Here is a 23,726-nt window from a genome sequence, read left to right on the forward strand (position 1 = left end):
GCACACCGACACATTGACGTGGTGTGTTCCCGATTCTGTCGCAGGTCCGGGTCGGAACGAGTAGTGGCAGTTATGCCGAGAGAACGGCGCTATTGGACGAGCGCCGGTGTGTTCAAAGAAATAGCTGACCAATGGAGGTAGACGGATGAAGAAGTATCAGCTCTGGATCAACGGGGAATTCAAAGACCCTGCGAACGGCGAGTGGATTGACACGGCTAATCCTTATACCGGCGAGACTTGGGCGAGAATTCCACGCGGCACAGCCGAAGATTCTGCGCGCGCCGTAGAAGCTGCAAAGCGGGCAATGACCGTTGGTCCGTGGAGCAAAATGACCGCCACGGAGCGCGGCAAGATCATGCGTCGCATAGGCGACCTCGTCGCGCAAAACGCCAAGAATCTGGCGGAGATTGAAACCCGCGACAACGGTAAAGTTCTCTCGGAGATGCAGGGGCAGTTGAAGACCATCCCCGAGTACTGGTACTACTACGGCGGCTTGGCGGACAAGATTGAAGGCTCGGTCATGCCAGTCGAGAAGGCAAATGTCTTCGCATTCACCACTCATGAGCCCGTTGGCGTCGTAGCAGCATTGACTGCGTGGAATTCGCCCCTTCAATTCCTGGCGTTGAAGTGCGCTCCCGCGCTGGCAGCCGGATGTGCCGTGGTAGTCAAACCATCTGAATTCGCGTCCGTGAGCTCACTGGAGTTCGCTGCTCTCACCAAGGAGGCCGGCCTACCCGACGGTGTGTTGAACGTCGTCACTGGCTTCGGTAGCGAAGTCGGCGCTGCACTCGTCGAGCACAAGGATGTCGCCAAGATTAGCTTCACCGGGTCCGACGTCACGGGCGCACGGATTTATGAAACTGCGGCGCGCGGGATGAAGCGAGTCGCCATGGAGTTGGGTGGCAAGTCACCGAACATCGTCTTTGAAGACGCAGACTTCGACGCTGCAGCTATCGGCGTCGTCTCAGGCATCTTCGGTGCCGCAGGTCAGATGTGTATTGCCGGCTCAAGACTTCTCGTTCAGGAGTCGATTAAGGAGCGCTTCACTGAGCGACTAATCGAGCTTGCGCGGGATGTGAAGCTCGGGGACCCGATGCAGCCAACGACCAACGTAGGTCCGATCGCCACACCGCCACAGTATGCGAAAGTACTAGACTATATCGAAATCGCTCGAGGAGACGGCGCACGTTGCGTTCTCGGCGGAAAGCCTGCGGTTGGCCCCGAACTGACCGGTGGCCAGTTCGTCGAGCCGACCATTTTCACCGACGTAACCAACGACATGCGTATTGCCCAAGAGGAAGTCTTTGGGCCAGTGCTCTCTATCATCGGCTTTGAAGACGAAGATCATGCAGTTCAATTGGGCAACAGCGTCATATACGGCCTCGTGGCTGGCGTATGGACGGAAAATATCGGCCGGGCGATGCGCATGACGAAGGCGCTCAAAGCAGGAACAGTCTGGGTCAACACGTACCGAGCATACAGCTTCATGATGCCGTTTGGCGGGATGAAGATGTCAGGCCTCGGCCGCGAGAATGGGATCGAGGCAGTTCATGAATTTCTCGAGACCAAAAGCGTATTCCTGTCCACCGCGGCAGGTCCGCCAGCGAATCCGTTTGTTCAGCGCTAGAAAAGCATGACGCCCACAAGGCCCTCCAAGCGCTCGAAGGCGCGCCATGCTCCTGGAACTTAAGGTAACTACGTGAGGGTATCCACGCTTGGGGCTGCGTCAGCGGCCTTTTTTTTGCCCAGGTCTCCTCAGTCCACTCAGCAACGCTTCAACGAGGATGCTGAGGTGATGGCGAAGGTCACTTTGCCTTTCCCTAACCCGGTAAGCCGCGCTTACCTTACGGCAGAGAAAAAACCACTCGACCATGATCGCCGCAGGGCGCACGATATTGGAATGCCGCATTTGAGCGGCGGTCCGCCGAGGACAGCATCGGCAGTAACGCAAAAATCAGGAGGAGATACATGCGCATCGGGTATATCGGGTTGGGCGCCATGGGTGGCGCGCTCGCCCGTCATCTGATCGGCAAATTTCCGCTAAGCGTGTTCGACCTGAATCAGACGGCTGTAGATTCCTTTGTCGAACTCGGTGCAGCTGCGGCGGCAACGCCAGCAGAACTCGCACGCAACAGCGACGTGGTATTACTTTGTTTGCCCAGAAGCTCGGATGTCAAAGCTGTCCTCTTCGGGCCGAACGGTCTTGCTGAGGGCCTTTCCGCTGGCAAAATTGTCGTTGATCAGACCAGCGGCGTCCCCGCCGACACGAGAGAGTTTGCCCGTCAACTTGAAGAAATCGGTGTGCCGCTGTTCGACGCCCCTGTCTCGGGAGCAATGGCCACAGCCATCGCCGGAACCATCTCCATCATTGCTTCTGGTCCGCACGCCGCATTCCTGAAGGTCCTGCCTGTTTTGCAGTCCATTAGTCCAAACGTCTTCCATTGTGGAGAGCGCGTAGGCAACGGTCAGACAATGAAGACCGTCAACAACATGATGAATGTCAGTTGCCGACTCGCCACTCTCGAAGTCGTGGCGATGGGACGCAAGTTTGGCCTTCCCCTTCAAACAATGACAGCAGCGATCAACGCCACGACCGCAAAAAATTACACGTCTCAAGGCATGCTGCCCGCCATCGCCGAGGGGCGTCAATCGACGAAATTCTGGTTGGCTCTACAGGTGAAAGACATCCATCAGGCAATCACGCTCGCGGCCGAACAGAAAGTTCCGATGCCGATTGGGGGCGCAGCCCGATCCATCTTGCAGATTGGACTGAATGCACTGGGTAAAGACGCTCAGCTTGAGCAGATGATTGGCGTCATTGAGTCGATGGCCGATACCAAGTTTGTCGACGCGCCGACGAACGCAGAGACTGGAGACGCAAAGTGACCACGATAGGACTGGCAGGAAGCGGCAACATCGCTGCGTTTGTGGTTCGCCAGTTGGCGAGCAAGTATAAAGTTCGTGTCCTCGACGTAGATGGCGGGCCTCTTCGTTGCGAAAGTGCAGAGAAGGCAGACAGCGCTACAGCCTTGACCAAAGGCGTGGAAATCGTCGTCCTGTGCACTGATTCAGACGCGGCACGCGACTCACTGCTTCGACGCTCGGATTGGATCAATTCAGCCTCCGCAGTAAGCCCAATCCTCGTAGACATGAGCCAAGGAGACCCCGACGAAACCAGCTTGTTCGCTAAAGATTTTAGCGAACGCGGGATCACGTATGTCGACGCCCCCCTTCACACCGAGAATACCGAAGCAATCGAGGAAGGATCGGCCATCTTCTTCGGAGGCCCGGTGACCGTGCTCGACTCAGTGCGCGATGTTCTGACGGCTGTCTGCCCGAAAGTCATCCACTGCGGCGAGGTCGGCACTGGTCACGCCATGCGGCTGATCGTCGCCGCAATTGCTGCATGTAATCGCCTCATCACCTACGAATGTGCGGCGATGGGTGCAAGAAACGGGCTTGCGATGGGCGACATGGCGACTGTCCTAAACAAGAGTTCCGGCTATAACAGCGCGTCTGCACGCGTACTTCCGGCGTTGGCCGCTAATAAACGAACCGCGGATGTAACGCTCGGCGCTTGTGCGAACGACCTGAGAAAAGCGTCAGCCGTTGGAATGCGATACGGGGCACCAATGCTCATTGCTACGATGGCTCGCTCAACGCTCGATGCAGCTTCGAATCGACTTGGTGAATCGAGAACCATCGATGCGTTAGCCGAGATTTGGGAAGCCGATTCGGGACTTCCTGCCCCGGGCGCAGCCTGACCGAATAGTCGCGGTCGCCTGATATGACAGTGGCGCGACTGCGCGTGGGGCTGAGTACTCGCGCGGTCATGCGAAGCGGGACGTCGGCTTGCCAATGAAACGAGAACTCTGTTGCCCCACCGTGCGCCGCTGGGCACTGCGGACGGCGATTCCCGGTTGGACTAGCGGTACATCAATTTAGAGTTATCGCCGGCCGGCTATGTGGTACTGGATATGAACCAGCGCACTCGCGTCACTTCAAGCATCGCGTGCCGCAGAGCCTTCACACAGTCTGTCTGCAAGTGGCCGTCAACTTACTGTGAAGAACGGGGTTCAAGCTCCGGTCGCCGGGTCAGCCTCAACGCATCAACATGGTCTCGGTAACGGACGTCAGTAAGCCACGATTGCCTCCTGCGCGAGCCAAGTTGGCGATGGCGCTCGCGTGAGCACGATATTGCATTCGAAAATTGAAGGGAGTTAGGTAATGGCGAACGCACTGCTTGGCTGCATTGCCGACGATTTCACCGGGGCGACCGATCTCGCCAATATGCTTGTGCGAGGCGGAATGCGCACAGTACAGACCATCGGTGTGCCCGCCGCCGGGACGCATATTGAAGCCGACGCCATTGTCGTCGCGCTCAAGTCGCGCACGATCTCGGCCGAAGAGGCCGTCCGCCAATCGCTTGAGGCACTAGACTGGCTCCGAACGCAAGGCTGCCGCCAATACTATTTCAAGTATTGCTCCACTTTCGATTCTACTGACAAGGGTAATATCGGTCCTGTCGCGGATGCCCTGCTGGACGCACTTGGCGAGAACTTCACGATCGCCTGTCCCGCATTCCCTGAAAATGGCCGAACGATTTACCGCGGCAACCTGTTCGTCGGTGAGGTACTGTTGAGTGAGTCTGGGATGGAAAATCATCCGCTCACGCCAATGACCGACCCCAACCTCGTGCGCGTCTTGCAACGCCAAACCAAGTCGAAAGTTGGGCTGATACGCTACGACATAATCGCGAAAGGTGTGGACGCGATCCGCGCGTGCATCGACGAGTTGAAAGAAGACGGCGTTCGGCTTGCCATCGCCGATGCCGTGTGCGACGCGGACCTATATACGCTCGGCAAAGCGTGCCGAGATCTCGCCCTGGTCACCGGAGGCTCAGGAATTGCGCTCGGTCTGCCTCAAAATTTCCACTCAGCCGACTTGCTCGTCTACTCCGGAGAAGCCGGCGACCTGCCGAAAATCGACGGCGAGGCCGTTGTTCTGGCCGGCAGTGCATCCAAGGCTACCAATGCACAGGTCGCAGCGTGGCGCACCTCGAAGCCGAGCTTCCACATCGATCCGATGGCGATTTCGCGCGGCGACGACGTGGTTAATAGTGCCGTGGAGTTTGCGCGGAGCTATTTAAACAAGCGCGAGCCAGTGCTGATTTACGCTACTTCATCGCCAGAAGATGTGAGGGCCGTACAGAAGAAACTGGGCGTCGAAAAGGCTGGGCACCTCGTCGAAGAGGCGCTCGCGACAATCGCACGACGGTTACGCGATATCGGCGTGCGCAAGTTCGTTGTTGCCGGAGGCGAAACCTCCGGCGCAGTGGTGCAAGCACTCAACGTGCGCACGCTACGTATCGGGCCCCAGATCGACCCCGGCGTACCCGCGACGCAATCCGTCGGCGCGAATGATAAGGCACCCCTCGCGCTCGCACTCAAGTCTGGCAATTTTGGCACAACCGATTTTTTCACGAAGGCGCTGAAGGCACTGTAATGGCGACAATCTCAGCTAGTGAGAGCAGCATACGTGAAGAAATCTGCATCATCGGTCAAAGCCTATACGAGCGCCGATACACGGTAGGGAGTGCGGGTAACATAAGCGCGCGTCTCCACGATGGTTGGCTCATCACGCCGACCGACGCATGCCTCGGACGCCTCGATCCCAACGACATCGCAAAGGTCGACCTACAAGGCAATCATATTTCGGGCGGACGACCGTCAAAGACGTTGGCTCTGCATCGCAGGATCTACGAGAACAACAAGGAAGCAAACGGGGTGGTGCATACGCATTCGACACATCTTGTCGCGCTGACGCTCGCGGGTGTATGGAGGAACGACGACATTCTTCCGCCGATCACGCCGTACTACGTAATGAAGGTCGGCCACGTGCCACTGGTCCGCTACCGTCGTCCCGGCGACCCCGCCGTTGCCGAGGAAGTCGCTACACTCGCTTCGAAAGTGCGCGGGGTATTGCTTGAGCGACTCGGGCCGGTGGTTTGGGAAAAGTCCGTGTCACAGGCGAGCTACGCGCTGGAGGAATTGGAAGAAACGGCAGAACTTTATCTTTCGACATGGCCGCGTCCTGAACCGCTACCGGAATCCGCCATCGACGAATTGCGGAAGACGTTCGGCGCGCGCTGGTAAGCACCGTACCAACATTTCAAACATGAGACGAGGCATATGCCAAAATTCGCTGCCAACCTGACGATGATGTACAACGAGTACACATTCCTGGACCGGTTCGCGGCCGCCGCCAAAGACGGCTTCAAGGCGGTCGAATTTCTGTTCCCGTATGAGTTCCCTGCCGCAGAGATCAAAGCGCGCCTGACAGACAATGGACTGACGCAGGCGCTCTTCAATGCTCCACCTGGAAATTGGGAGGTCGGCGAACGCGGCATCGCGTCATTGCCGGGCCGCGAGGAAGAGTTCAAGCGAAGTATTCAGAAAGCGCTCCAATATGCGGCCGTTCTAGGCAATACGAAGCTTCATGTAATGGCCGGTCTCATTGCCGCCGGCGAGCCACGCGACAGGCCCCGCGCGGTGTACCTAAAGAACCTCGAGTACGCGGCGAAAGAGGCGCTGTCACACGGCGTCACAATCGTCATCGAACCGATCAACACGCGCGACATTCCGGGATTTTTCCTGAATCGCCAAGACGATGCTCAAGCCGTATGTGGCGAGATCGGCGCACCGAACCTACAGGTGCAGTTCGACGTCTACCACTGCCAGATTGTCGAAGGCGATGTCTCTGTGAAACTCAAGCGAGACATGGTGCGTCCGAATGCAGGCATCGGCCATATTCAGATTGCGGGCGTCCCGGAACGACACGAACCAGATCTCGGCGAGCTGAACTATCCACATCTGTTCGAACTGGTTGACGCACTCGGTTACGACGGGTGGATCGGCTGCGAGTATCGGCCGAAAGCTGGCACGTCCCAAGGCCTCGGCTGGCTAAATCCGTATCTTTGAGAAGATCGGCCATAGCTGCCGCAATCTTTAAGCGGCTTGTGCAAAATACCATCGCAGCATTTCAAGGAGTGGCGAATAGTCAATTTGAGAGTTTCGAAACCGATTGACCCCAATTCAGAATCGAAGTAAAAACATTGAGCCACGCAACACGATTTCCTAGTTGGTCGCTTTCACGTGGAATGCAAATTCTCTTATGGAGAGATCCAGTTCAATGCCGTCCAAACGAAAGTATGGAGAACGGAATATGAAATCATTCAGCCTTTTGAAAGCGTTGACTTCGATCATAGCGCTGACAATCGCATCCAGCGTATGCGCCCAGAGCAGCAATCCGGCAACGGAAACAACAGCGACTGCGCCCAGCGACAAGGGAAGCAACCAGACGAACAGGGCATTGGCTCGCAAGGTGCGCGGCGCGCTCGCGAGGACGCAAGGTCTGAACGTGTCGAGTATTTCTGTACGGGCGCGCGGGGGTGCAGTGGTGCTGACCGGGTCAGTTCCTACCCGAAGTCAGATTGACGTTGCAGGTGACGCCGCCAAGAGCGTACCGGGTGTAACTTCCGTATCGAACAAACTGAGCGTGGTGCAACAGTAGTCCGTCAGCGTTAGCGTTCGGCATGCATTGGCGTTCGACGATCTATCGCTGCGTTGGAGATCGAAGTGTTCCGGAAGGCTTTGACCTCCTATCACTGTCGCCGCTGCATGCCAACATAATGCTTTCATAGCAGGGAGATGCCGGAAGGTGCGTCGGCGCTATGGTTTCCGACTCTGCCTAGCAATTGGAATCCTTATACGAGATGTTTGGTGAAGAATGACTGAATCTTATCGAACGGGATAAAATTCAGCCGGTCATACAAGTCTACATGTCCCGCCCCCGGGACGATATAGAGTTCCTTCGGCTCTTTTGCCTCCTTAAATGCGGCCTCGCTGAAGTATCTCGAGTTAGCTATTTCACCGGCAATGAGCAGAATTGGACGCGGAGAAATCCACGAAAGATTCTGGAAGGGATAGAACTGCATCAGCGCGCCGTCGCTGGTGAGGGACATAGCTGTCGTCGATCGCGGATGGAAGCCTCGGGGCGTGCGATAGTAGTCATAGAATTCGCGCGCAACCGCAGGTGAATCAGTGCTGATGACCTCAGGCGTGCCGATGACGAAAATCTTCTCACCTTTCTCCGCCTCGATCCAGCGCTGAAGGGCGATGGTTTCAATCGCTTTCCTGCGATCTGCCTCGGACATCGTATCGCCGAGTCCTTGCCGTCGGTCGCGGCCCATATCGTACATGCTGATGGTCACGACGGCCTTTATGCGAGGATCGATCTGCGCCGCGCTGAGTCCAAACCCCCCACTCCCGCAGATGCCAATGACACCAATGCGATTCCGGTCCACCGCAGGGTGAACGCCTAAAAAATCTACAGCGGCACTGAAGTCTTCAACGAAGGCTTCTGGAGAGGCAATGGAACGCGGCTGGCCACCACTCTCGCCATTGTAGGATGCATCAAAGGCTACGGTAATGAAACCCCGTTCGGCCATATGCTGTGCATAGAGACCTGACGTCTGCTCCTTCACGCCCCCAAACGGATGGCCAACGATGATCGCTGGGGATTGCCGCGAACGATCGAGGTTCTTGGGTACATACATGTCCGCGACCAGGTTGATGCCGAGTCGGTTATAGAATCGCACCTTGGCCTGATCGACGCGGTCGCTTCGGGGAAACGTCTTATCCCACGCCAAAGTGCCTTGGGCGAAACTTATGCGGTTCGACAGGGACAACACGCCAGCGGCCGCTGCGTTGACGCCAGTTAGTTTCAGCAGGTTCCGTCGCCCAATGTCCACGCTCACTTGGCGCTTAATATCGTCGTCCATTATTAGACCTCCGGAATAGATAGGTCCGGCCAGGCGCCACCGAGAGTAAACGGTCTGGACCGCTCACTTATGAAGAAGCGTTTTGTAATGACGCGGACATGCTAACCGGCTATTAGGCCCGAGCATCCTGCTTTGTCGTCCGCAGTTTGCCCACCTCAGAATATGAGAAATGTTTGTGTCTTTGTCGAACCTCAGGAGGCTCCCAGCGAATTTTGCATAGTAGGCAGCATTCTCGTAAACATCAAGAATTGCGCCTCTATCCGATTCAGCGTGGGCGCGACCATCGCACGACTCTGCGTTGGCGATTGTCGCCAGATAGGGAGGTGCTTTTGCATCGTCTGCCGCCTCTGTGCTCGCCAGCGCCACGGGAGATTTTCGACCGCTACCCGCTGTGGTTTGAAAACCGCCGTAACCCCATGGACCGTCTTGCTTTGAGCCCGGGGAACTCCTGAATTCCGCGCTGGCCAGTGCCGACCTCGCTTCTTACGAGAGGTAGGAACCACGGGGAGCCCGAGTACGATTAGCCGACTGCGGGACTTGGAGCTGACGCCGGCTTTCTAATTGTCGAAACCGATCATCGCCTTAACTTCCAGATATTCCTCGAGGCCGAAAACGCCCATCTCGCGACCATTCCCAGAACGCTTATATCCGCCCATCGGCGCCTCGGTATTGCTTACCGCACCGTTGAGAAAGACGCGGCCCGCGCGCAATTGACGGCCCACCGACACGCCTCTCTCACGATTCGTCGTAAAGACGTAGCCACCCAAACCGTATGGCGTCCCGTTTGCGATCTGAACGGCCTCTTCTTCCGTGGAGTAAGGAATCACCGCGAGCACCGGGCCGAATATCTCTTCTTGTGAGATACGCATTTCCGGTTTCACATTCGCAAAAATCGTCGGCTTCACGAAGTAGCCACGTTGAAGTCCTTCCGGGCGACCAACGCCACCTACGCGGACGGTTGCACCTTCCTCGATGCCGATTTTGATGTATTCCTGCACCCGGTCGAACTGCAACTTATTCACGACCGGCCCCATGCTCACTTGTGGGTCTAGCGGATTGCCGACCTTGATCGCTTCCGCTTCACTTTCAAGCAAGTCCAGCAGTTCGTCCATCTGACTTTCATGCACCAAAATTCGGGAAGGCGCGTGGCACGATTGCCCAGTGTTCGAGAAGGCACGAGTCACGTTCCACTTCGCGGCCGCCCGCAGGTCTGCATCATCAAGGATGACATTCGCTGACTTGCCGCCAAGTTCCTGAGCGACGCGTTTTACCGACGGCGCAGCCGCCTCTGCAATCAAAACGCCGGCCCTGGTCGAACCCGTAAACGACACCATATCGATGTCCACGTGCTTGCTGATGGCGTTTCCGACGACCGGTCCATCACCGAGCACCAGATTGAAGACGCCCTTCGGTACGCCCGCTTCGTGAAGCACCTCGGTGAGGTGGATTGCGCTGAGTGGGGTGAACTCGCTCGGCTTCAGGACCACCGTGCAGCCGACCGCGAGTGCATACGCGAGCTTTGTGGCGAGCAGCTGAAGTGGCCAGTTCCAAGCGGTGATCAGGCCGCAAACGCCAATCGGCTCGCGACGAACCGTGTTGGGGCCGAGATGATATTCGAATTCGTAATCTTTGAGGCTAGCCAATGCCTGCTTGAACGACGCGAGAGCTGCAGGCGCATGAATCTTCTGTGAGACCGGCGTACCGAGCTCGAGCGTCACTACTTCTGCCAGATCATGTTCGCGCCGAATGAAGCGCTCGATAATTGCTTCAAGCAAGTCGACCCGCTCAGCCCTCGATGTGTTGCTATACGACGGGAATGCAGCCCGCGCGGCCTTTACAGCCACGTCAACGTCCTCGGCACCTGCCAGTGCGACAGTTGCGAACGGCTCCTCGGTAGCCGGGTTGACCAGCGTCCATATGTTGCTGGTGAGTGGAGAGACCCACTCTCCGTTGATGTAGCACTTTTCGTACGACCGCATATAAGTCTCCTGTTAATTCAATCGGCCGACGTTCCGCCCTATGTACATATTGGACCGGAAGAAAGTCTGCTCTGTGAAGCGTATCCAGTTCGACGGCGCCTTTACCTTCCTTCCTTCGTCGCCACGAAATCCCTAACCTCTTGAAGCGGTTACCTCCGCGGCGCGTTCCTGCTGACCCGCTCGGATGGGTGAGTATTCGTTATCGACCAGCCCAACAGCTATGATGTTCAGCACGCGGGGCCGAGGTAATAGCGATTTCACGACGGAGCGCACACTGCGCCGTCCCGTCGCATCGAAAGCGTTATATCCCGCGCCTAGCCCTGCAGACTCATCGCCGGTCGCTTACCGTCTGGGGGGAAAACACACCAGCTGCCGTCGCCGTGGCGAAAGAAAATAAACGCTATCTCAGGATTCGAAACACCTTCCACACGCACGAATCTGAATTGGTCATCGCGACTGTGGTTGAAGTGAGTAACTCGTATGCCATCGGCAGCCCCAATCCACCTCTCGACGAGGGCGCGCAGCGATCTTCCCGAAACGTTCACTGATCTACTCCCGCTTCCATGAGTTAGGACCACCTAGCCGCCATCCAAATCCAACGGCAACCAGGAAGTCGCGCCGCAAGCAATCCTCGCCCGGCGGCCCGCGCCAGTCCGTCAACCCGCCGACGCGGTCATCGATACCATGACGGGTTTCAGCGTTGGCAGCGACGATGATAGAAGTTTGAAATCGCACAGGCGTAGGGTCAAGTCAGCTATTATGGTGCATTGGTAAGCGGCGCTAACCGACCGCCGAAGTCAAAGAAGGTGTGCCGCAACATGCGACAAACCGGACAAGCTGAAGGTCGGTTTTAGCAGTTGCATAGGAGACACGACAAAGATGGAACTTCGACACCTTCGTTACTTCATAGCTGCGGCGGAGGAAGAACACTTCGGGCGAGCAGCCGTGCGCCTGCACATTACCCGGCCTGCCGTTTCTCAGATAATCGCGGATCTCGAGGGGGAATTGGGGACGCCGCTTTTCGAACGGCTTGCGCACACCGTTAAGCTCACCGCAGCTGGCCGCACCCTACTTCCCCTACTCGTAAGAGTGATGGACGATCTGAATGAAGCGATCGTCCTCACAAAGCGTGTGGGACACGGCATGACGGGGACGCTAAGAATAGGTTACGGGTCTCTCACCCTGATGCATTCGCTATTCAAGGCCGCCGTGAAGCTCTTTCGTACGACCTATCCCGAAATCAATCTGTCCTTGGTGGAGGTGTCTACCTCTCAACAAGCGAAGGCTCTCGCGGAAGGAAAAATTGATGCCGGTTTCATGCATCTGGGACCCAATCCACATCCAGGAAAGCGACGTACCGAGATCAACATGGAGCGTGAAGGCATCGTCCTGGATTCCGTATGCATTCAAACAGGCAGTGTTGGTGTAGCGGTTCCCAACGACCACCGATTTGCGCGTCGAAAGTCACTCACGCTCGAAGATCTTGCCGACGAACCGCTAGTGGTAGATCCTAAGTCGAGCAGTAGCCTTAGTTACGGACAGCTCTATGCTTTCTGTCAGGCGGCAGGATTCGAGCCCAATATCGTTCAGGAGGTCAGCACAATTGCGTCTCAGCTTAACCTGATCTCCGTTGGTATGGGTATCGGACTGGCGGTCATGGGGAAGAACTTCCAGTACCCTAGCGACGTGACGGTCGTTCCACTGATGAACCTCAACTATTCGACAAGGTTCATATTCGGATGGGTGCACCGGCAGAATGACCCTGTCCTCGACAAGATGATCGAGATCGTGAAGAATCTGTCGAAGTAATATGGCCCGCGGCCTCTGGGGTCGTTCGACGCTCCAGAGGCCGCAGGATTTGTATGAGACGCCAGGATGTGCTAACGCTTTAATACATCCGGGTTCACCATGTTCGCGCTCAGGTTGCCATCCAGCGCGCTGATAAGATTCTCTGCCGCATTTCTGTTCATGGCTTGACGAGTTTCGTGTGTCGCAGAGCCTATGTGGGGCAGCGTCACGACGTTGTCCAACTTCAGCAACGGCGACTCTGCCGGGAGAGGTTCCTCCCAATATACGTCGAGACCGGCGCCCGCGATGGTGCCATCCTTCAGCGCCTCGATCAGTGCCGGCTCATCGACAATCGGACCACGTGATGCATTGATGAGGAACGCGCTGCGCTTCATCGCTTTGAGTTGTGGCGTGCTGATCAGATTGCGTGTTTCCGGAGTCAACGGCGCTTGCACGAGAACGAAATCGGACGATTTCAGTAGTTCGTCCAATCCGACCTTCTTCGCGCCGTACTCGCGTTCGGCGAGCGCGTTGACGGCTCGATCGGTATACAGGACGTTCATCTCAAAACCCAAGGCCGCGCGTCGAGCAACCGACGTCCCGATACGCCCCAACCCAATGATGCCCAGCGTCTTATGGTGAACATCCACCCCGAACCGATCCTCAGCGATCTTCTTCGTCCAGTTACCAGCCTTCACATATGACGCCAGTTCGGCCAAGCGTCGTCCGGTAAGCAAGACCAGCGAGAACGCAGTATCGGCAGTGGACTCAGTGAGAACATCCGGTGTGTTGGTTAGCAAAATCCCACGCTGGTTCAGATAGTCGACGTCGAAAGCATCAAATCCAACCGAAACAGTGGAAAGCACCTTGAGACGGGTTGCACCATCCAGCGTTTCGGCATTCATTTTGACGCCGGTTCCGATTGCCCCATCGGCATCTTTGAGTGCTTCAATTAGCGCGCCAGGTTGCTTCGGATCGACAATCGTCACTTCTGCGTGAGAGCGCAGGTATTGAATCGTTTCTTCTGGGAGTGGTTTGTAGACTACGATCTTTTTCATTCAAAAAATCCTCAAGATATGTGGCAGCGTCCCAAGTCGGCCGACTAGCAAGACGGGGGTGCCAGTCCTCATTGGCGGGCTCGTGATCACCTGAACTGAAAGCACAACTGAAACTAGTCGCAAGCCTGCCGCTCGCCGGTTCCAGCCGCGCCAGACGTTCCTGCTGGAACGCCCGCTCAGAGGTCTCGCATCACCGCTGCCTTGGCGCTCGCAGCACTGAGCAGGAAGGAAATGTCCGTGCCAGCAGAAACGTAGCGGGCGCCCATCTCAACGAATTGAGCGACGAGTTTCGGATGCGAGTTGAGACCACCAACACCGAGGTGTTTTCCGTGCTTGCGGCAAGCTGCCATGCCCCTCGAATAAGCATCGCGAATCATCTCGTGCTCGAACTGACCCGGGATGCCCAACGATGCGCAAAGGTCGTTCGTTCCGATGAACAGCAAGTCGACACCGTCAATCGCGGCAATTTCGTCGATCGCGGCAAGCGCTTCCTTGGTCTCGATCATGATGACGACCATCGTCGCGTCATTCACGGCTTGGCCGACCTCCGAGCTTGGAAGCGAACGAAAGCCCATATGCGGCAGCACTCCACCATGCGAGCGTTCCCCCAGCGGCGGGAACTTTGCCGCACGGACGACCTGCCTGGCCTGCTCCGCGGACTCTACATGCGGCGCAATCACGCCGAGTGCGCCACCATCCAGAATCCGCGCAATGACATCTGGAGATAGGTTCGGCAATCGAACGAACGGGGCGATCTCAGCGTTCATGGCCGTCATGCAAATCTGAGCGGCAGATTCAATCGACAGGGTACTGTGTTCCAGGTCGATGTAGAACGTATCAAAGCCAGCTGTTTTCGCGATCGCCACGATCTCCGCTGTCCTTACCAGGCGAACGGTCATCGAGAGCGCCACCTCATCGCGTGCGAGCTTTTCCTTAACGACGTTCCGAACCAGATCCCGCGCAGCTACTTTCATTTTGTCCCCTCAATTTCAGACGCAGAAGAATTCGACTATCAGACGAGCGGCTCATACTTAGCATAGCTAGAAACTGCATTAACTGCCTGTTGCCCTGTCGCATTTCATTGCGCCCGAGAACTTCAATCGCACTTTCTGGATCTCCAAGCCAACAAAGCATGGATACCTGCTCAAACCGATGCCAACCGACTACTTACTAATAACTTCAAAAGCTTCCGGCTAACGCACGTGGCTGAGCGCACGTTTCAGGGCGGCGACGCCGCTACGCGGGCTTGACAACACCGGAACGCGAACTCCTTCCAATTGCGGGACTAGTCGCGCCATCGAAACCTGGGCCAGCACGACTACATCGACCTCCTCCGCCAATGCCGAGATGGTATTCTTCACGATCTCGTCGTGCAGTGCAGCGTTACCACTGAGAAGAGCCTCGAAAGCGCCGTCGGCGATTCGCTCGCTGACTTCGATAGTGCGTGAGAGTTCGTCGGCCTTCTTCCTAATCAGGCGGACAGTGGGCTCGAGCGTGGTCGACACGGTCGCAACCACCCCGATGCGACGACCGATCGAGCTCGCTTCCTCCGCCATCGCTTCATCGATCTTCACGATGGGGGTGCTGACAAAGTTGCGCACCGAGTCAACGGCTTCGCCCACGGACGAGCAGGCATTCAGGATGATGTCAACATGCATCGCTTGCGCGTTAGCCATGTACGAGTGGATTCGACTAGCAACCTCCTGCGTCAGATGGCCGGCCGCGCGGACGTCGTTGAGCAAGCTGTCGTCCATGATGTTGATAACGCGCGCCTCAGGGATTTGCTCGCTGATTTGATCCTTGATGGGCTGGACCGTAACCGGCCCGGTGTGAACCACGGCGATGGTAGTCATAACTTGATCCAAATTCGCAAAAAATATGAAGTGATTGGATGCGGCTGCGGCTCTGTAGGCAGCGCGGCTTAACCACGCGCCAATAACCAGCGTCAGAACGTCGGAAGCACCAGACGGAAGAACTCGGTCTCCTCAACCGCCTTGAGCGGCACCGGACCTTCGTTGGCCTCAAACTCGAACGCAGTGTGAAGACCGAATTCTTTCCCCTCGAAGCTGACTTTTCCCTTGCTCAAAAAGAGGAGCTCGATCGACGATTGCATGCCAGCCGCAAAGGTCGCACCGGCTTCAATCTTTACAAAGCCAAGCCGGGTGTTACGTTCCGTGAACGACCCAAGCCACTTCAGGAAAACGCCCTTCGTTGCTTCCGGAATCCACTCGAAACTGGCCGGATTCATGAGCACGAGGTCCTCATAGCGAGGTTTCGCATATTCGAGCTTGCGACCCATCACTTTTTCAAAGCAAGCTTCAAAGCCATCCTGATTGTGCTTCTTGCCTGACTCGTCGTACCAGGTGAAGATCCCGTTCTTGAATTCACCTTTAGTCTTCAGCTCCTGATTTGCTGCCTCGCGCTCTTCCACACTCGCGAAGCCGTAACCGCTCGAACCACCAAACTGGACCACCATCATTTCCAACCCTTCTGGGCGGTCTTGCGGTCCGTAGTACACGCTTTCGGGAAAATAGCCGACCCAACCTTCAGGCATGCTTTTTCCCTCACCATAGGGGAAGCTGCCTTTGATCACGTAGCGAACCTGATCGAAATTGTGTCGGTGGCTCGGTGCCGTCCAGCCGCCCGAGCCCGTGCGTCCCACGTTGATGAGGTAGTTATTTGGAGAACCGGGCTTTCCCTGCAGCAGAAACTTTTGTTCGAGAACACCTTCCCGCATATTGCTGCCAATTCTGCCGTAATCTGTCGTCGAGGCCTCTGAAACTCGCATTTGACCCTCCTTGTGGTCTAAAGCAAGCCGCGTTCTCGCGGCTACGCCTGACGGCGTGATTTAAAGTTATCCGCAGGGAGTTGAATTCGTTGTCCTACGGTTTTCGTCAAAAATCTCTTCAACTTCTCTAGCCTAAACAGCTCGCTGTTCGGCAGCGACCATTTTCTCTGGGGGGTGTTTGTTGCACCACTCCTATCCGCAGAGGCAACCGTGCCATTCCAAGCCGTCGGGCTCCCTTTTCGCCGAGCAAACGAGAAGTCCTTACGCGAGCGCCCGAATCACCTCGGTGGCGTCGCTGGAATTCTCCAGCGTCCGCACGAGTTGCTGAGCCCTCTTGATGGCGGTCTCCGATGGCGGGACCGCCGCGACTGAAGCGCAACTTGCAAATTTTTCGGTAAGCTGTTCCCAGTTAAGCGGTGCTTCTGAACTGCCAGGAATGTTGTCCCCAAGGCGTTCGAAGACCCGACCGTCTCGCGTCACGATCTCGATCCGCCCATCGGGCAGCTTGAACGTCCAATTCTGATTGGGGTCTTGCACCGGCACGACCTTCGCCGCCATCGCCAGTACTTCGGGATCCTCCAGCGCTGCTTCGCTGAAGTCGGTGATGTCCATCTTTCCTTTGCTCGCCGCAATACCAACGATGAAAGGCAGGCTCATCTTTGCATCCACGAGCGTCTTTGGCGCGCGGCGGACATCCAACGGCGTGCACATGGTGTACGTAAAATCACCGACGAAGGTTCGGATCGTCTCGATATCCTTCGCCGCGATTCCCTTTTCCCTCATCAATTCAATGGTGGCGTGTATGTATGTGTGCGAATTCCCAACCGCAGGCCAAGCCTTATATAGGGTGGTTCCACCGAGGAACCGCTCACCCAAGCCGTCAAGCATTTTTTCGCGGTCGTACTTTCCGCCGAAGTACACGTTGAAAATCCCTGCCTTCCCTTCGAACAGCGTTTTGATCCCAGTAATGCCTTTTTGTGCGAGAAGCGCTGCAATCACTACACCCTTCGCTGTAAAGCCAGCGTACATCCCGCGTAGGTCACTGCCTGTTGCGAAGATGACTTCCATCGTCCCGCAGGACTGCTGGCTGGCGATGCCAAGTGCGTGAGCTGTTTGCTCGGCAGAGAGCCCGAGGATATAGGCTGCGGATGCCGTAGCGGAAAATGCGCCAACCATGGACGACAGGTTCCAGTTCTGATTCCAGCCGACGTTGCAACGCAGTCGCGCAAAGAGATCCTGACCGACTGCTACCGCTGTAATCAATGTCTTTCCCGAAACGCCTCCCATGCGCTCGCCGATCGCGAAGACGGACGGGACGATGGAACTAGCCGCGTGCGCGCCCCACGGAGTCTGGTCGTCGAAGTCCAAGCAATGCGCCATGGAGCCGTTCGCGAACGCAGCCGAAATTGCAGGCAGCTTCCCACCGAAACCAAGAACGGTACTTTCCGCACTTCCACCGCCCTGTTGCAGCAGCTCTACCAACGCCCGTACCGCTGGTTCCATGCCACTCGCTGCAAGCGTCACGCCCAATGTATCGAGAATCGTCTTCTTCGCGCCCTCGATGGCGTCATCAGACAGGTCTTCGTAGCGAGCATTGGCTACGAAGTTACCGAAGTGCTGGCAAAGGTCCATGTCATCGTTCATGAATAAAATGCTCAGATAATCCGTTACAGCGAAGTGTTCGCGACTCAGCATGCCAACGCAAGTTGGGCCGTTGCTCACAGGTGGGGAGTCTCCAGTGACGCCAAGTCAAACCGCCGCTCGTCGCCCCTCTGCGCAGCCTCACTTCTGGCTGCACCTTTATCGTGCTGTTAATTCTGCGCGTCGGGGCTGTTTAAGTACAGTTCGTTTTCTTCTACAGCCTGGTAAGCTGCGCTAACGTCACTGCCGACTTCACGCCCAGCGGCCCGATCAATACAGTTACAATTTATCGCGCGGCGTGCCCGTTTTGTGCCAATTAAACTGGCACACGAATTGGTCCCAGAGCGGCCTCTCTCTCGATCGAAAACAGAACGCAATATCGCACCTTGCCGATGGAATCTGGCGGGAATCGCTCCTTAGTCGGTCGCGTAGCCTCGTGAATGTGGAACCCCGATGCGGCTCTTGACCGTCGTTAAGATATCTGACTGGCGCAGGAGATAGGTGTGCGAGCGATTCACCGCTTCTTCTATTCGGCGGCTGATGTGTGGTGACCGCCGCGCCAGCATCACGCGCAAGCCCGGAGACGTCGACCGCGCCCAGCAGTTCTCCCGCAACCACCATCCGGAATGCTGATTGGGAGTCTGCGACCGTCATGACGTAGGAGCCGTGACTTGGAGCCGGTGTGCAATCCGCAATGAGGGCAGCTACGACAACGCCTATGCCGAAACCGAGTCGCTTACATCGTGCTCAAAAGCGAAGTCCCTACGCTCAAGCGTGACCTTGGCAAATCAGCGAAGCTCGGCGTCGTTAGCGCAGCGAATACCGACGTCATTGAAACTTCGTCCAAGTATGCTTTCCGCCCGTTTCAATGTTCCGTCTCGATGCCATTGAAACCATTTGATGTAGCAAGTCTTACCGGGCGGCATGCCAAGGGGCAAGCAGCTCCATGGTTTCTGCTGTATTGTCACCCACAGGACGGCATTCAAGATATCACGTGGATGCCGAGGTGCTTTCCCAAAACGTCTCGCCTCGTCATATTGAAACAGACTGGAGATACTCTCCCACTCGGCGTCGCTCAGTGGATTATAAGTGTGCATTCCGGTTACCACGATTGCGTTGAAAGCGAGCAGCTCCTATGAGCCCCGGGCCGTGCCCATACATCATGGTCGGCATCCACGAGATACGCCGGGCAGGGGTCCTGTGTGACAAGGTGGTCATCGTCATCGGAACTCACAGCCTGACACTGACAAACCACGCGTGATGATTCACTGGGGTCGTGAAATGTGTGGAAATAGCGCCCCGGCGAAGTCTCTTTGGCCCGGTATCACGCAGGCACTCGGGGTGAGGGGCCACGTGCAGTCGCCGATTGCCGCCTCTCCCCACTGGGGTTACGTTTACCGTAGACCCAAACGCCACCATTGACAGCTCGGTGACATCAAGACAGCGACGCGTACTTCACGTTCTGGAACGCTCGCAGCCCTTCAACTCCGCCCTCGGAGAACATGCCGCTCTCCTTGTGGCCTCCAAACGGCGTTTCAGGATAAGTGACCCTCCATCCGTTGCAAATGACGTTACCGGCTTCGAGATCGTCAGTGGCTCGATGAAGCGTCTCGAACTCACGAGCATGCACGTAAGCCCCGAGGCCATATGGCAGGCGGTTAGCCAAGTTGATAGCCTCGTCGTACGTGTCGAAGGGGGTCAACGCCGCGATCGGGCCGAACGGTTCGGTGTTCGAAAGCTTCGCTTCGGTAGTCGCATCAGCAACAATAGTTGGTGCATAGAAGAATCCTGGCCGGTCAAGACGCGTGCCTCCCGTGGTGACCCTGAAACCGCACCGTTTCGCATCCGCAATAAGCTCTTCCACTGCCCTGAGCCGCCTCTCGCTCTTCAGAGGCCCCATGCGGGTCGAAGGGTCAAATCCACACCCAACGATTATCTTCTTCGCCTCGGCAGTCATCGCGTCGACGACATCTGCATAGATAGAACGTTCAACATAGAACCGGGTCGGCGCGAAGCACACCTGCCCTGAGTTGGCGAATTTAGCGGCGACCGCCCGCTCAGCGAACGTCTGAACATCAATTCCGTCAAACGCCAAGACTGGTGCATGGCCGCCCAGCTCCATGATGGGTCGCTTCATATGTGCCACGGCTTGCTGCGACAGCAACTTTCCGACTTGCGTCGAACCGGTAAACGTCACGGCGCGTGTAACGGGGCTTTCGAGCCATTTGTTCGAAAGCATCACCGGATCTCCTGACAAGACTGAGAGAACGCCCGCTGGAAGGCCGCATTCATACACAATCTGCCCAAGCGCGAACGCGCACGCGGGCACCTCTTCAGAGGCTCGAAGAACGATAGAACAACCGGCCCCGAGAGCGCCCGACATCTTGCGCGACGGCGTAACGAGCGGTCCATTCCAGGTGACAAAAGCAGCCACAGGTCCTACGGGCTCGACGAGCACAAGTTGGCGCGCGTTGCCTTCCCGTGACGGAATCACCCTACCGTACGCGCGCCTGCCTTCCTCGGCGGCCCACTCCCACATCCCCGCCGCCACTTCAACCTCGCCAAGAGCCTCGTTCCATGGTTTGCCGAGTTCAAGCACCAGCAGCTCCGCGAGCGCCTCAGCTCGCTCCCGCATGCGGTCCGCAACCCTGCGCAATAGTCTGCTTCGCTCAAAAGCGGATGTCTTTCTCCATACACCGAAACCCGCACTCGCCGCATCAACCGCTTCATCGGCGTCAGCTTCGGTCGCCATTGAAACCGGGCCAAGAGTAATGCCCGTTGTCGGATCAATGACGTCCATGGTCGATCGACCATCACCGTATTTCATCTCGCCAGCAATAAGCTGACCTAGCTTCGGATACCGTTTGACCGCATCCGCTCGCGTAGTCGTCATCTGATTCCCTGTATCTTGTTCTTCGAGCAACGACATCCAGATTGTCGAAGTCCCGCCTTACATCAAAAACACACCCTTACCGCCGCTTTGACGATTGAAAGCTTGATATGCCTCTTCTGCCTGGTCGAGTCGCCAGCGGTTCGTGAACAGTTTGTCGAGATCGATTTCTCGCGCCACGACAAAGTCCGCGCAGGCTCGCTGACCTTGAATTGACATCGTCCAAGAGGTCAGGATGCGCACTTGAGTCCGCAGATACTTGGCCAGAGAGAAGCTGAATTCTGAGCCAATGCCGACGAGGCATACCGTGCCCCATGGACTTACTGAGTCGAGAGCGTCCTGGTTTGCCGTCACCGCGCCGGACGTCTCTAACGCGACGCTGACACCCTTCCCTCCCGTCAGTTCCCGGATTGCCTCGGCAACCCTACCGTCACGGGGATTAATCACTGCATCCGCACCGAAGGATTTTGCTGTGTTGCGTCGACTTTCGTCGATGTCAAGGGCGATGACGCGAGCGCCTTGAGCCTTAGCAAGCAGCGTTGCGGATAGACCGACGGGCCCCTGGCCGAACACGGCGACAGTGTCTCGGCCGGTTAGACCGATGCGCTCAAACGCACCCCATGCAGTGCCTGTGCCACACGAGATCGCCGCGCCCGCTTCAAAACTGAGTCGTTCGTCCAGTGGCACTAACGTGTCTGCGGGAACTTTCATGTACGGCGCGTGCGCGCCGTGCGCATCCGTGCCGTATACCGTTACAGGCGTTGTTCTGCACATTTGCGGCCATCCCGAACGGCAGTCGGGGCATCCCATACAACCGCTGTAGTGATGAACCATGACCCGCGCACCAACGCGTGCATGAGGTCCGATGGCGCCGGGGCCGACTGCAACCACGACTCCACACGGCTCGTGGCCGCCGATAACAGAACGCCGGGCTACGTTTTCCGGTTGTCGGTAAAAGTGTAGATCGCTGCCGCACATACCGGACGCTTTGATCTCTAAGACGACCTCACCGACGCCCGGCGTCGGATCAGGGAAAGTCGCAAGCTCGAGAGTACAGTTTCCACGAAAGACAACGCCACGCATGCCTTGATTTCCTCTTCAGTCTTAATTCAACAGTGAGCACATTGCGGTGAGCTGACTCGCAGCCCGAAAACCGCCCGAGCGGTTGCGCCGATACTCGGAAGCTGTTGTCGGGCCGCGCCAACGCGCTGGATACGTCTAGCGTCGCGAGGCAGTATGTGCCAGTACCTGGGTCGTATCGGAGCTCTCCTCAGGCTCTAACGCCTCGAGAGACTGTTGATTCGTCTCGATCCCGGCCACCAACATGAGCAACGCGACAAAGAGATAAGCCCCTGCGATGGCGCCAACGACGCCGGTAATGCCGAATCGATTAAAAAGCGCCAGCACGATGAACGGCGACCCGATGAGACCCAGTCGACCGATCATTTGAGCGACGCCACCACCACGGAATCGATATTCGGTCGGAAACAGCTCTGGAGTCGTACCAAGGCCCAACGTCAAGAAGATTGCAACTGCCGAAACCAGCAGGAAGCCACAAAGAACGATGGCGATAGGAGAACTCAGGAACGGATAGATTGTCCCCAGACATGCGCATACAGCGCCGAACAACATAATCGCACTGCGCCGGCCAATGCGATCAGAGATGTAAGCGAGAAACAAAGGCCCGGCGATCCAGCCACCCATCATGGCGGCATTAAAGCCAAGGGAATGGGTAACACTCATACCCTGCTTAACAAAGAAGGTCGGCATCCAGCCCGTAAGACTATATGAACCAAACAGGCAGATGACGTTGACAATAATGGCCAGCATGGTGCGCCGGATGACGGTCCGCGAGAATAGCGCGGAGATCGGCACCCAATGCGGTTCCCTTTCTCGCGACTGGCGTCCGATGGGGAGCGGGTCGCTAATGCCGGCCTCGTTCTCGATGGCTCGAAGAATCTCCTCTGCTTCCGCATTGCGGCCAACGCGCTCCAACCACCGAGGAGACTCAGGCAGGTGACGACGCATCCACCAAACCCACAGCGTACCGATGCCGCCAATCACAAACATCGGACGCCAGCCCAGCCACGGAATCACAATCGTGGCCACCACAGAGGTGATGAAGACGCCCGATCCACCGATCAACGCCAGCAGACCCAAATATCTACCTCGGTTGGCGGGCGGCACAAACTCGATAACGAGCCCGTAACCCATCACGTACTCGGCACCCATGCCCAGACCCATCACGAAGCGGAGCGCGATAAGCCACGGCATGGACGGAGCGAAGGCGGACAGAAGCGCCATTCCACCGAAGATTGCGAGATTAAATTGATACGCGAACCGCCGCCCGAACCGATCGCTCAGCCAACCGGCAAGCCCCGCACCGATCGTGAGCCCGACAAAGGTGGCAGACATGAAAAGCGAGTTCAGCTGCAATGTAGACCAACCACTATGGAGCATTGCTGCCAGCACTGAGCTCGACAGGGTGTTGTCGAATGAGTCGAAAAACATACCCATGCCGACTAGCCATAAGACGCGTGTATGGAAAGCCCCTATCGGGAGGCGATCGAGTCGCGCGCCAGCATTCACGTTGTTAGTCATTAAAAGTGTCTCCGTCAAATCCACACGCCGGTCATTGCCTGCGCGTTACATCACCACATTTCTAGGCATTTTCCAATTCAGAGCAATAGGCGCTGTGAATGGAGTTGGACGAATATTGGGCCATATTTGTGCGTCCGCG

19 protein-coding genes are annotated in these 23,726 nt (G+C 56.8%); 8 read left to right on the top strand and 11 right to left on the bottom strand.

The genetic code is table 11. The features are described from left to right. Positions 1-145 precede the first annotated feature (145 nt). The 7 genes from G5S42_RS06965 to G5S42_RS06995 all read left to right on the top strand — a co-directional run bounded on the left by G5S42_RS06965 (position 146) and on the right by G5S42_RS06995 (position 7,572). Complete coding sequence (locus G5S42_RS06965; RefSeq protein ID WP_018434063.1) at positions 146-1,627, top strand: aldehyde dehydrogenase; 1,482 nt, start codon at positions 146-148, stop codon at positions 1,625-1,627. 341 nt (positions 1,628-1,968) lie between these two features. After that, entirely contained in the window at positions 1,969-2,886 is a 918-nt protein-coding gene (locus tag G5S42_RS06970) for an NAD(P)-dependent oxidoreductase (protein ID WP_018434062.1), read from the top strand. Next, positions 2,883-3,764 (top strand): NAD(P)-dependent oxidoreductase, encoded by an 882-nt coding sequence (locus G5S42_RS06975; protein WP_176106120.1) that lies wholly within the window; start codon positions 2,883-2,885, stop codon positions 3,762-3,764. Before G5S42_RS06970 ends, G5S42_RS06975 begins: the two co-directional genes overlap by 4 nt. Before the next feature lie 463 nt (positions 3,765-4,227). Further along, positions 4,228-5,505 carry a 3-oxo-tetronate kinase gene (gene otnK, locus G5S42_RS06980; RefSeq protein WP_176106121.1) on the top strand — a complete coding sequence of 426 codons (1,278 nt, stop codon included), beginning with the start codon at positions 4,228-4,230 and terminating at the stop codon, positions 5,503-5,505. Next, positions 5,505-6,155 carry a 3-oxo-tetronate 4-phosphate decarboxylase gene (gene otnC / locus G5S42_RS06985; RefSeq protein ID WP_176106122.1) on the top strand — a complete coding sequence of 217 codons (651 nt, stop codon included), beginning with the start codon at positions 5,505-5,507 and terminating at the stop codon, positions 6,153-6,155. Before otnK ends, otnC begins: the two co-directional genes overlap by 1 nt. A gap of 36 nt (positions 6,156-6,191) precedes the next feature. Then, complete coding sequence (otnI, locus tag G5S42_RS06990; RefSeq protein ID WP_176106123.1) at positions 6,192-6,980, top strand: 2-oxo-tetronate isomerase; 789 nt, start codon at positions 6,192-6,194, stop codon at positions 6,978-6,980. 244 nt (positions 6,981-7,224) lie between these two features. Further along, positions 7,225-7,572: a BON domain-containing protein gene (locus G5S42_RS06995; RefSeq protein ID WP_084598334.1), complete on the top strand. Its 348-nt coding sequence runs from the start codon at positions 7,225-7,227 to the stop codon at positions 7,570-7,572. Between the two features lie 193 nt (positions 7,573-7,765). On the opposite strand, the gene G5S42_RS07000 is transcribed toward G5S42_RS06995, so the two are convergent. Both G5S42_RS07000 and G5S42_RS07005 read right to left on the bottom strand, forming a co-directional pair. Next, positions 7,766-8,842 carry an alpha/beta hydrolase gene (locus tag G5S42_RS07000; RefSeq protein WP_176106124.1) on the bottom strand — a complete coding sequence of 359 codons (1,077 nt, stop codon included), beginning with the start codon at positions 8,840-8,842 and terminating at the stop codon, positions 7,766-7,768. A 557-nt stretch (positions 8,843-9,399) separates the two neighbouring features. Further along, positions 9,400-10,821 carry an aldehyde dehydrogenase family protein gene (locus G5S42_RS07005; RefSeq protein WP_176106125.1) on the bottom strand — a complete coding sequence of 474 codons (1,422 nt, stop codon included), beginning with the start codon at positions 10,819-10,821 and terminating at the stop codon, positions 9,400-9,402. An 879-nt stretch (positions 10,822-11,700) separates the two neighbouring features. Between G5S42_RS07005 and G5S42_RS07010 the strand changes: the two genes are divergently transcribed. After that, the gene (locus G5S42_RS07010) at positions 11,701-12,630 is read left to right on the top strand and encodes a LysR substrate-binding domain-containing protein (protein WP_018434054.1); all 930 of its coding nucleotides are present in this window, start codon (positions 11,701-11,703) and stop codon (positions 12,628-12,630) included. Positions 12,631-12,701: 71 nt separating this feature from the next. Here G5S42_RS07010 and G5S42_RS07015 read toward each other — a convergent pair whose 3' ends face one another. The 9 genes from G5S42_RS07015 to G5S42_RS07055 all read right to left on the bottom strand — a co-directional run bounded on the left by G5S42_RS07015 (position 12,702) and on the right by G5S42_RS07055 (position 23,587). After that, positions 12,702-13,667, bottom strand: a complete 966-nt coding sequence (locus G5S42_RS07015) for a 2-hydroxyacid dehydrogenase (RefSeq protein ID WP_176106126.1) — start codon at positions 13,665-13,667, stop codon at positions 12,702-12,704. Between the two features lie 176 nt (positions 13,668-13,843). Next, positions 13,844-14,641: an HpcH/HpaI aldolase family protein gene (locus G5S42_RS07020; RefSeq protein WP_176106127.1), complete on the bottom strand. Its 798-nt coding sequence runs from the start codon at positions 14,639-14,641 to the stop codon at positions 13,844-13,846. Positions 14,642-14,860: 219 nt separating this feature from the next. After that, positions 14,861-15,520, bottom strand: coding sequence for an aspartate/glutamate racemase family protein (locus tag G5S42_RS07025; RefSeq protein WP_018434051.1), 660 nt, complete (start codon positions 15,518-15,520; stop codon positions 14,861-14,863). Positions 15,521-15,612: 92 nt separating this feature from the next. Continuing rightward, the gene (locus tag G5S42_RS07030) at positions 15,613-16,455 is read right to left on the bottom strand and encodes a hypothetical protein (RefSeq protein ID WP_026228411.1); all 843 of its coding nucleotides are present in this window, start codon (positions 16,453-16,455) and stop codon (positions 15,613-15,615) included. A gap of 261 nt (positions 16,456-16,716) precedes the next feature. Beyond that, entirely contained in the window at positions 16,717-18,099 is a 1,383-nt protein-coding gene (locus tag G5S42_RS07035) for an MmgE/PrpD family protein (protein WP_026228410.1), read from the bottom strand. A 785-nt stretch (positions 18,100-18,884) separates the two neighbouring features. Beyond that, positions 18,885-19,193, bottom strand: coding sequence for a transposase (locus G5S42_RS45695; protein ID WP_217709849.1), 309 nt, complete (start codon positions 19,191-19,193; stop codon positions 18,885-18,887). 338 nt (positions 19,194-19,531) lie between these two features. Beyond that, positions 19,532-21,025 carry an NAD-dependent succinate-semialdehyde dehydrogenase gene (locus tag G5S42_RS07045; protein WP_018434047.1) on the bottom strand — a complete coding sequence of 498 codons (1,494 nt, stop codon included), beginning with the start codon at positions 21,023-21,025 and terminating at the stop codon, positions 19,532-19,534. Between the two features lie 21 nt (positions 21,026-21,046). Beyond that, positions 21,047-22,069, bottom strand: a complete 1,023-nt coding sequence (locus G5S42_RS45120; protein WP_026228409.1) for a zinc-dependent alcohol dehydrogenase family protein — start codon at positions 22,067-22,069, stop codon at positions 21,047-21,049. A 135-nt stretch (positions 22,070-22,204) separates the two neighbouring features. Further along, positions 22,205-23,587, bottom strand: coding sequence for an MFS transporter (locus G5S42_RS07055; protein WP_018434045.1), 1,383 nt, complete (start codon positions 23,585-23,587; stop codon positions 22,205-22,207). Between the last annotated feature and the right edge of the window lie 139 nt (positions 23,588-23,726).

Origin of the sequence: Paraburkholderia youngii (assembly GCF_013366925.1) — a bacterium.
Classification (GTDB): Bacteria; Pseudomonadota; Gammaproteobacteria; order Burkholderiales; family Burkholderiaceae; genus Paraburkholderia; species Paraburkholderia youngii.

Bases quoted from the DNA above. Each gene is read 5' to 3' on its own strand.
- G5S42_RS07005 (WP_176106125.1), bottom strand. From the start codon at position 10,821: ATGCGGTCGTACGAAAAGTGCTACATCAACGGAGAGTGGGTCTCTCCA.
- G5S42_RS07055 (WP_018434045.1), bottom strand. From the start codon at position 23,587: ATGACTAACAACGTGAATGCTGGCGCGCGACTCGATCGCCTCCCGATA.
- G5S42_RS45695 (WP_217709849.1), bottom strand. From the start codon at position 19,193: ATGCACACTTATAATCCACTGAGCGACGCCGAGTGGGAGAGTATCTCC.
- G5S42_RS07000 (WP_176106124.1), bottom strand. From the start codon at position 8,842: ATGGACGACGATATTAAGCGCCAAGTGAGCGTGGACATTGGGCGACGG.
- G5S42_RS06965 (WP_018434063.1), top strand. From the start codon at position 146: ATGAAGAAGTATCAGCTCTGGATCAACGGGGAATTCAAAGACCCTGCG.
- otnK (WP_176106121.1), top strand. From the start codon at position 4,228: ATGGCGAACGCACTGCTTGGCTGCATTGCCGACGATTTCACCGGGGCG.
- G5S42_RS07025 (WP_018434051.1), bottom strand. From the start codon at position 15,520: ATGACTACCATCGCCGTGGTTCACACCGGGCCGGTTACGGTCCAGCCC.
- G5S42_RS06970 (WP_018434062.1), top strand. From the start codon at position 1,969: ATGCGCATCGGGTATATCGGGTTGGGCGCCATGGGTGGCGCGCTCGCC.
- G5S42_RS07035 (WP_026228410.1), bottom strand. From the start codon at position 18,099: ATGAACGATGACATGGACCTTTGCCAGCACTTCGGTAACTTCGTAGCC.
- G5S42_RS07010 (WP_018434054.1), top strand. From the start codon at position 11,701: ATGGAACTTCGACACCTTCGTTACTTCATAGCTGCGGCGGAGGAAGAA.
- G5S42_RS45120 (WP_026228409.1), bottom strand. From the start codon at position 22,069: ATGCGTGGCGTTGTCTTTCGTGGAAACTGTACTCTCGAGCTTGCGACT.
- otnC (WP_176106122.1), top strand. From the start codon at position 5,505: ATGGCGACAATCTCAGCTAGTGAGAGCAGCATACGTGAAGAAATCTGC.
- G5S42_RS07020 (WP_176106127.1), bottom strand. From the start codon at position 14,641: ATGAAAGTAGCTGCGCGGGATCTGGTTCGGAACGTCGTTAAGGAAAAG.
- G5S42_RS07030 (WP_026228411.1), bottom strand. From the start codon at position 16,455: ATGCGAGTTTCAGAGGCCTCGACGACAGATTACGGCAGAATTGGCAGC.
- G5S42_RS07045 (WP_018434047.1), bottom strand. From the start codon at position 21,025: ATGTCGTTGCTCGAAGAACAAGATACAGGGAATCAGATGACGACTACG.
- otnI (WP_176106123.1), top strand. From the start codon at position 6,192: ATGCCAAAATTCGCTGCCAACCTGACGATGATGTACAACGAGTACACA.
- G5S42_RS07015 (WP_176106126.1), bottom strand. From the start codon at position 13,667: ATGAAAAAGATCGTAGTCTACAAACCACTCCCAGAAGAAACGATTCAA.
- G5S42_RS06995 (WP_084598334.1), top strand. From the start codon at position 7,225: ATGAAATCATTCAGCCTTTTGAAAGCGTTGACTTCGATCATAGCGCTG.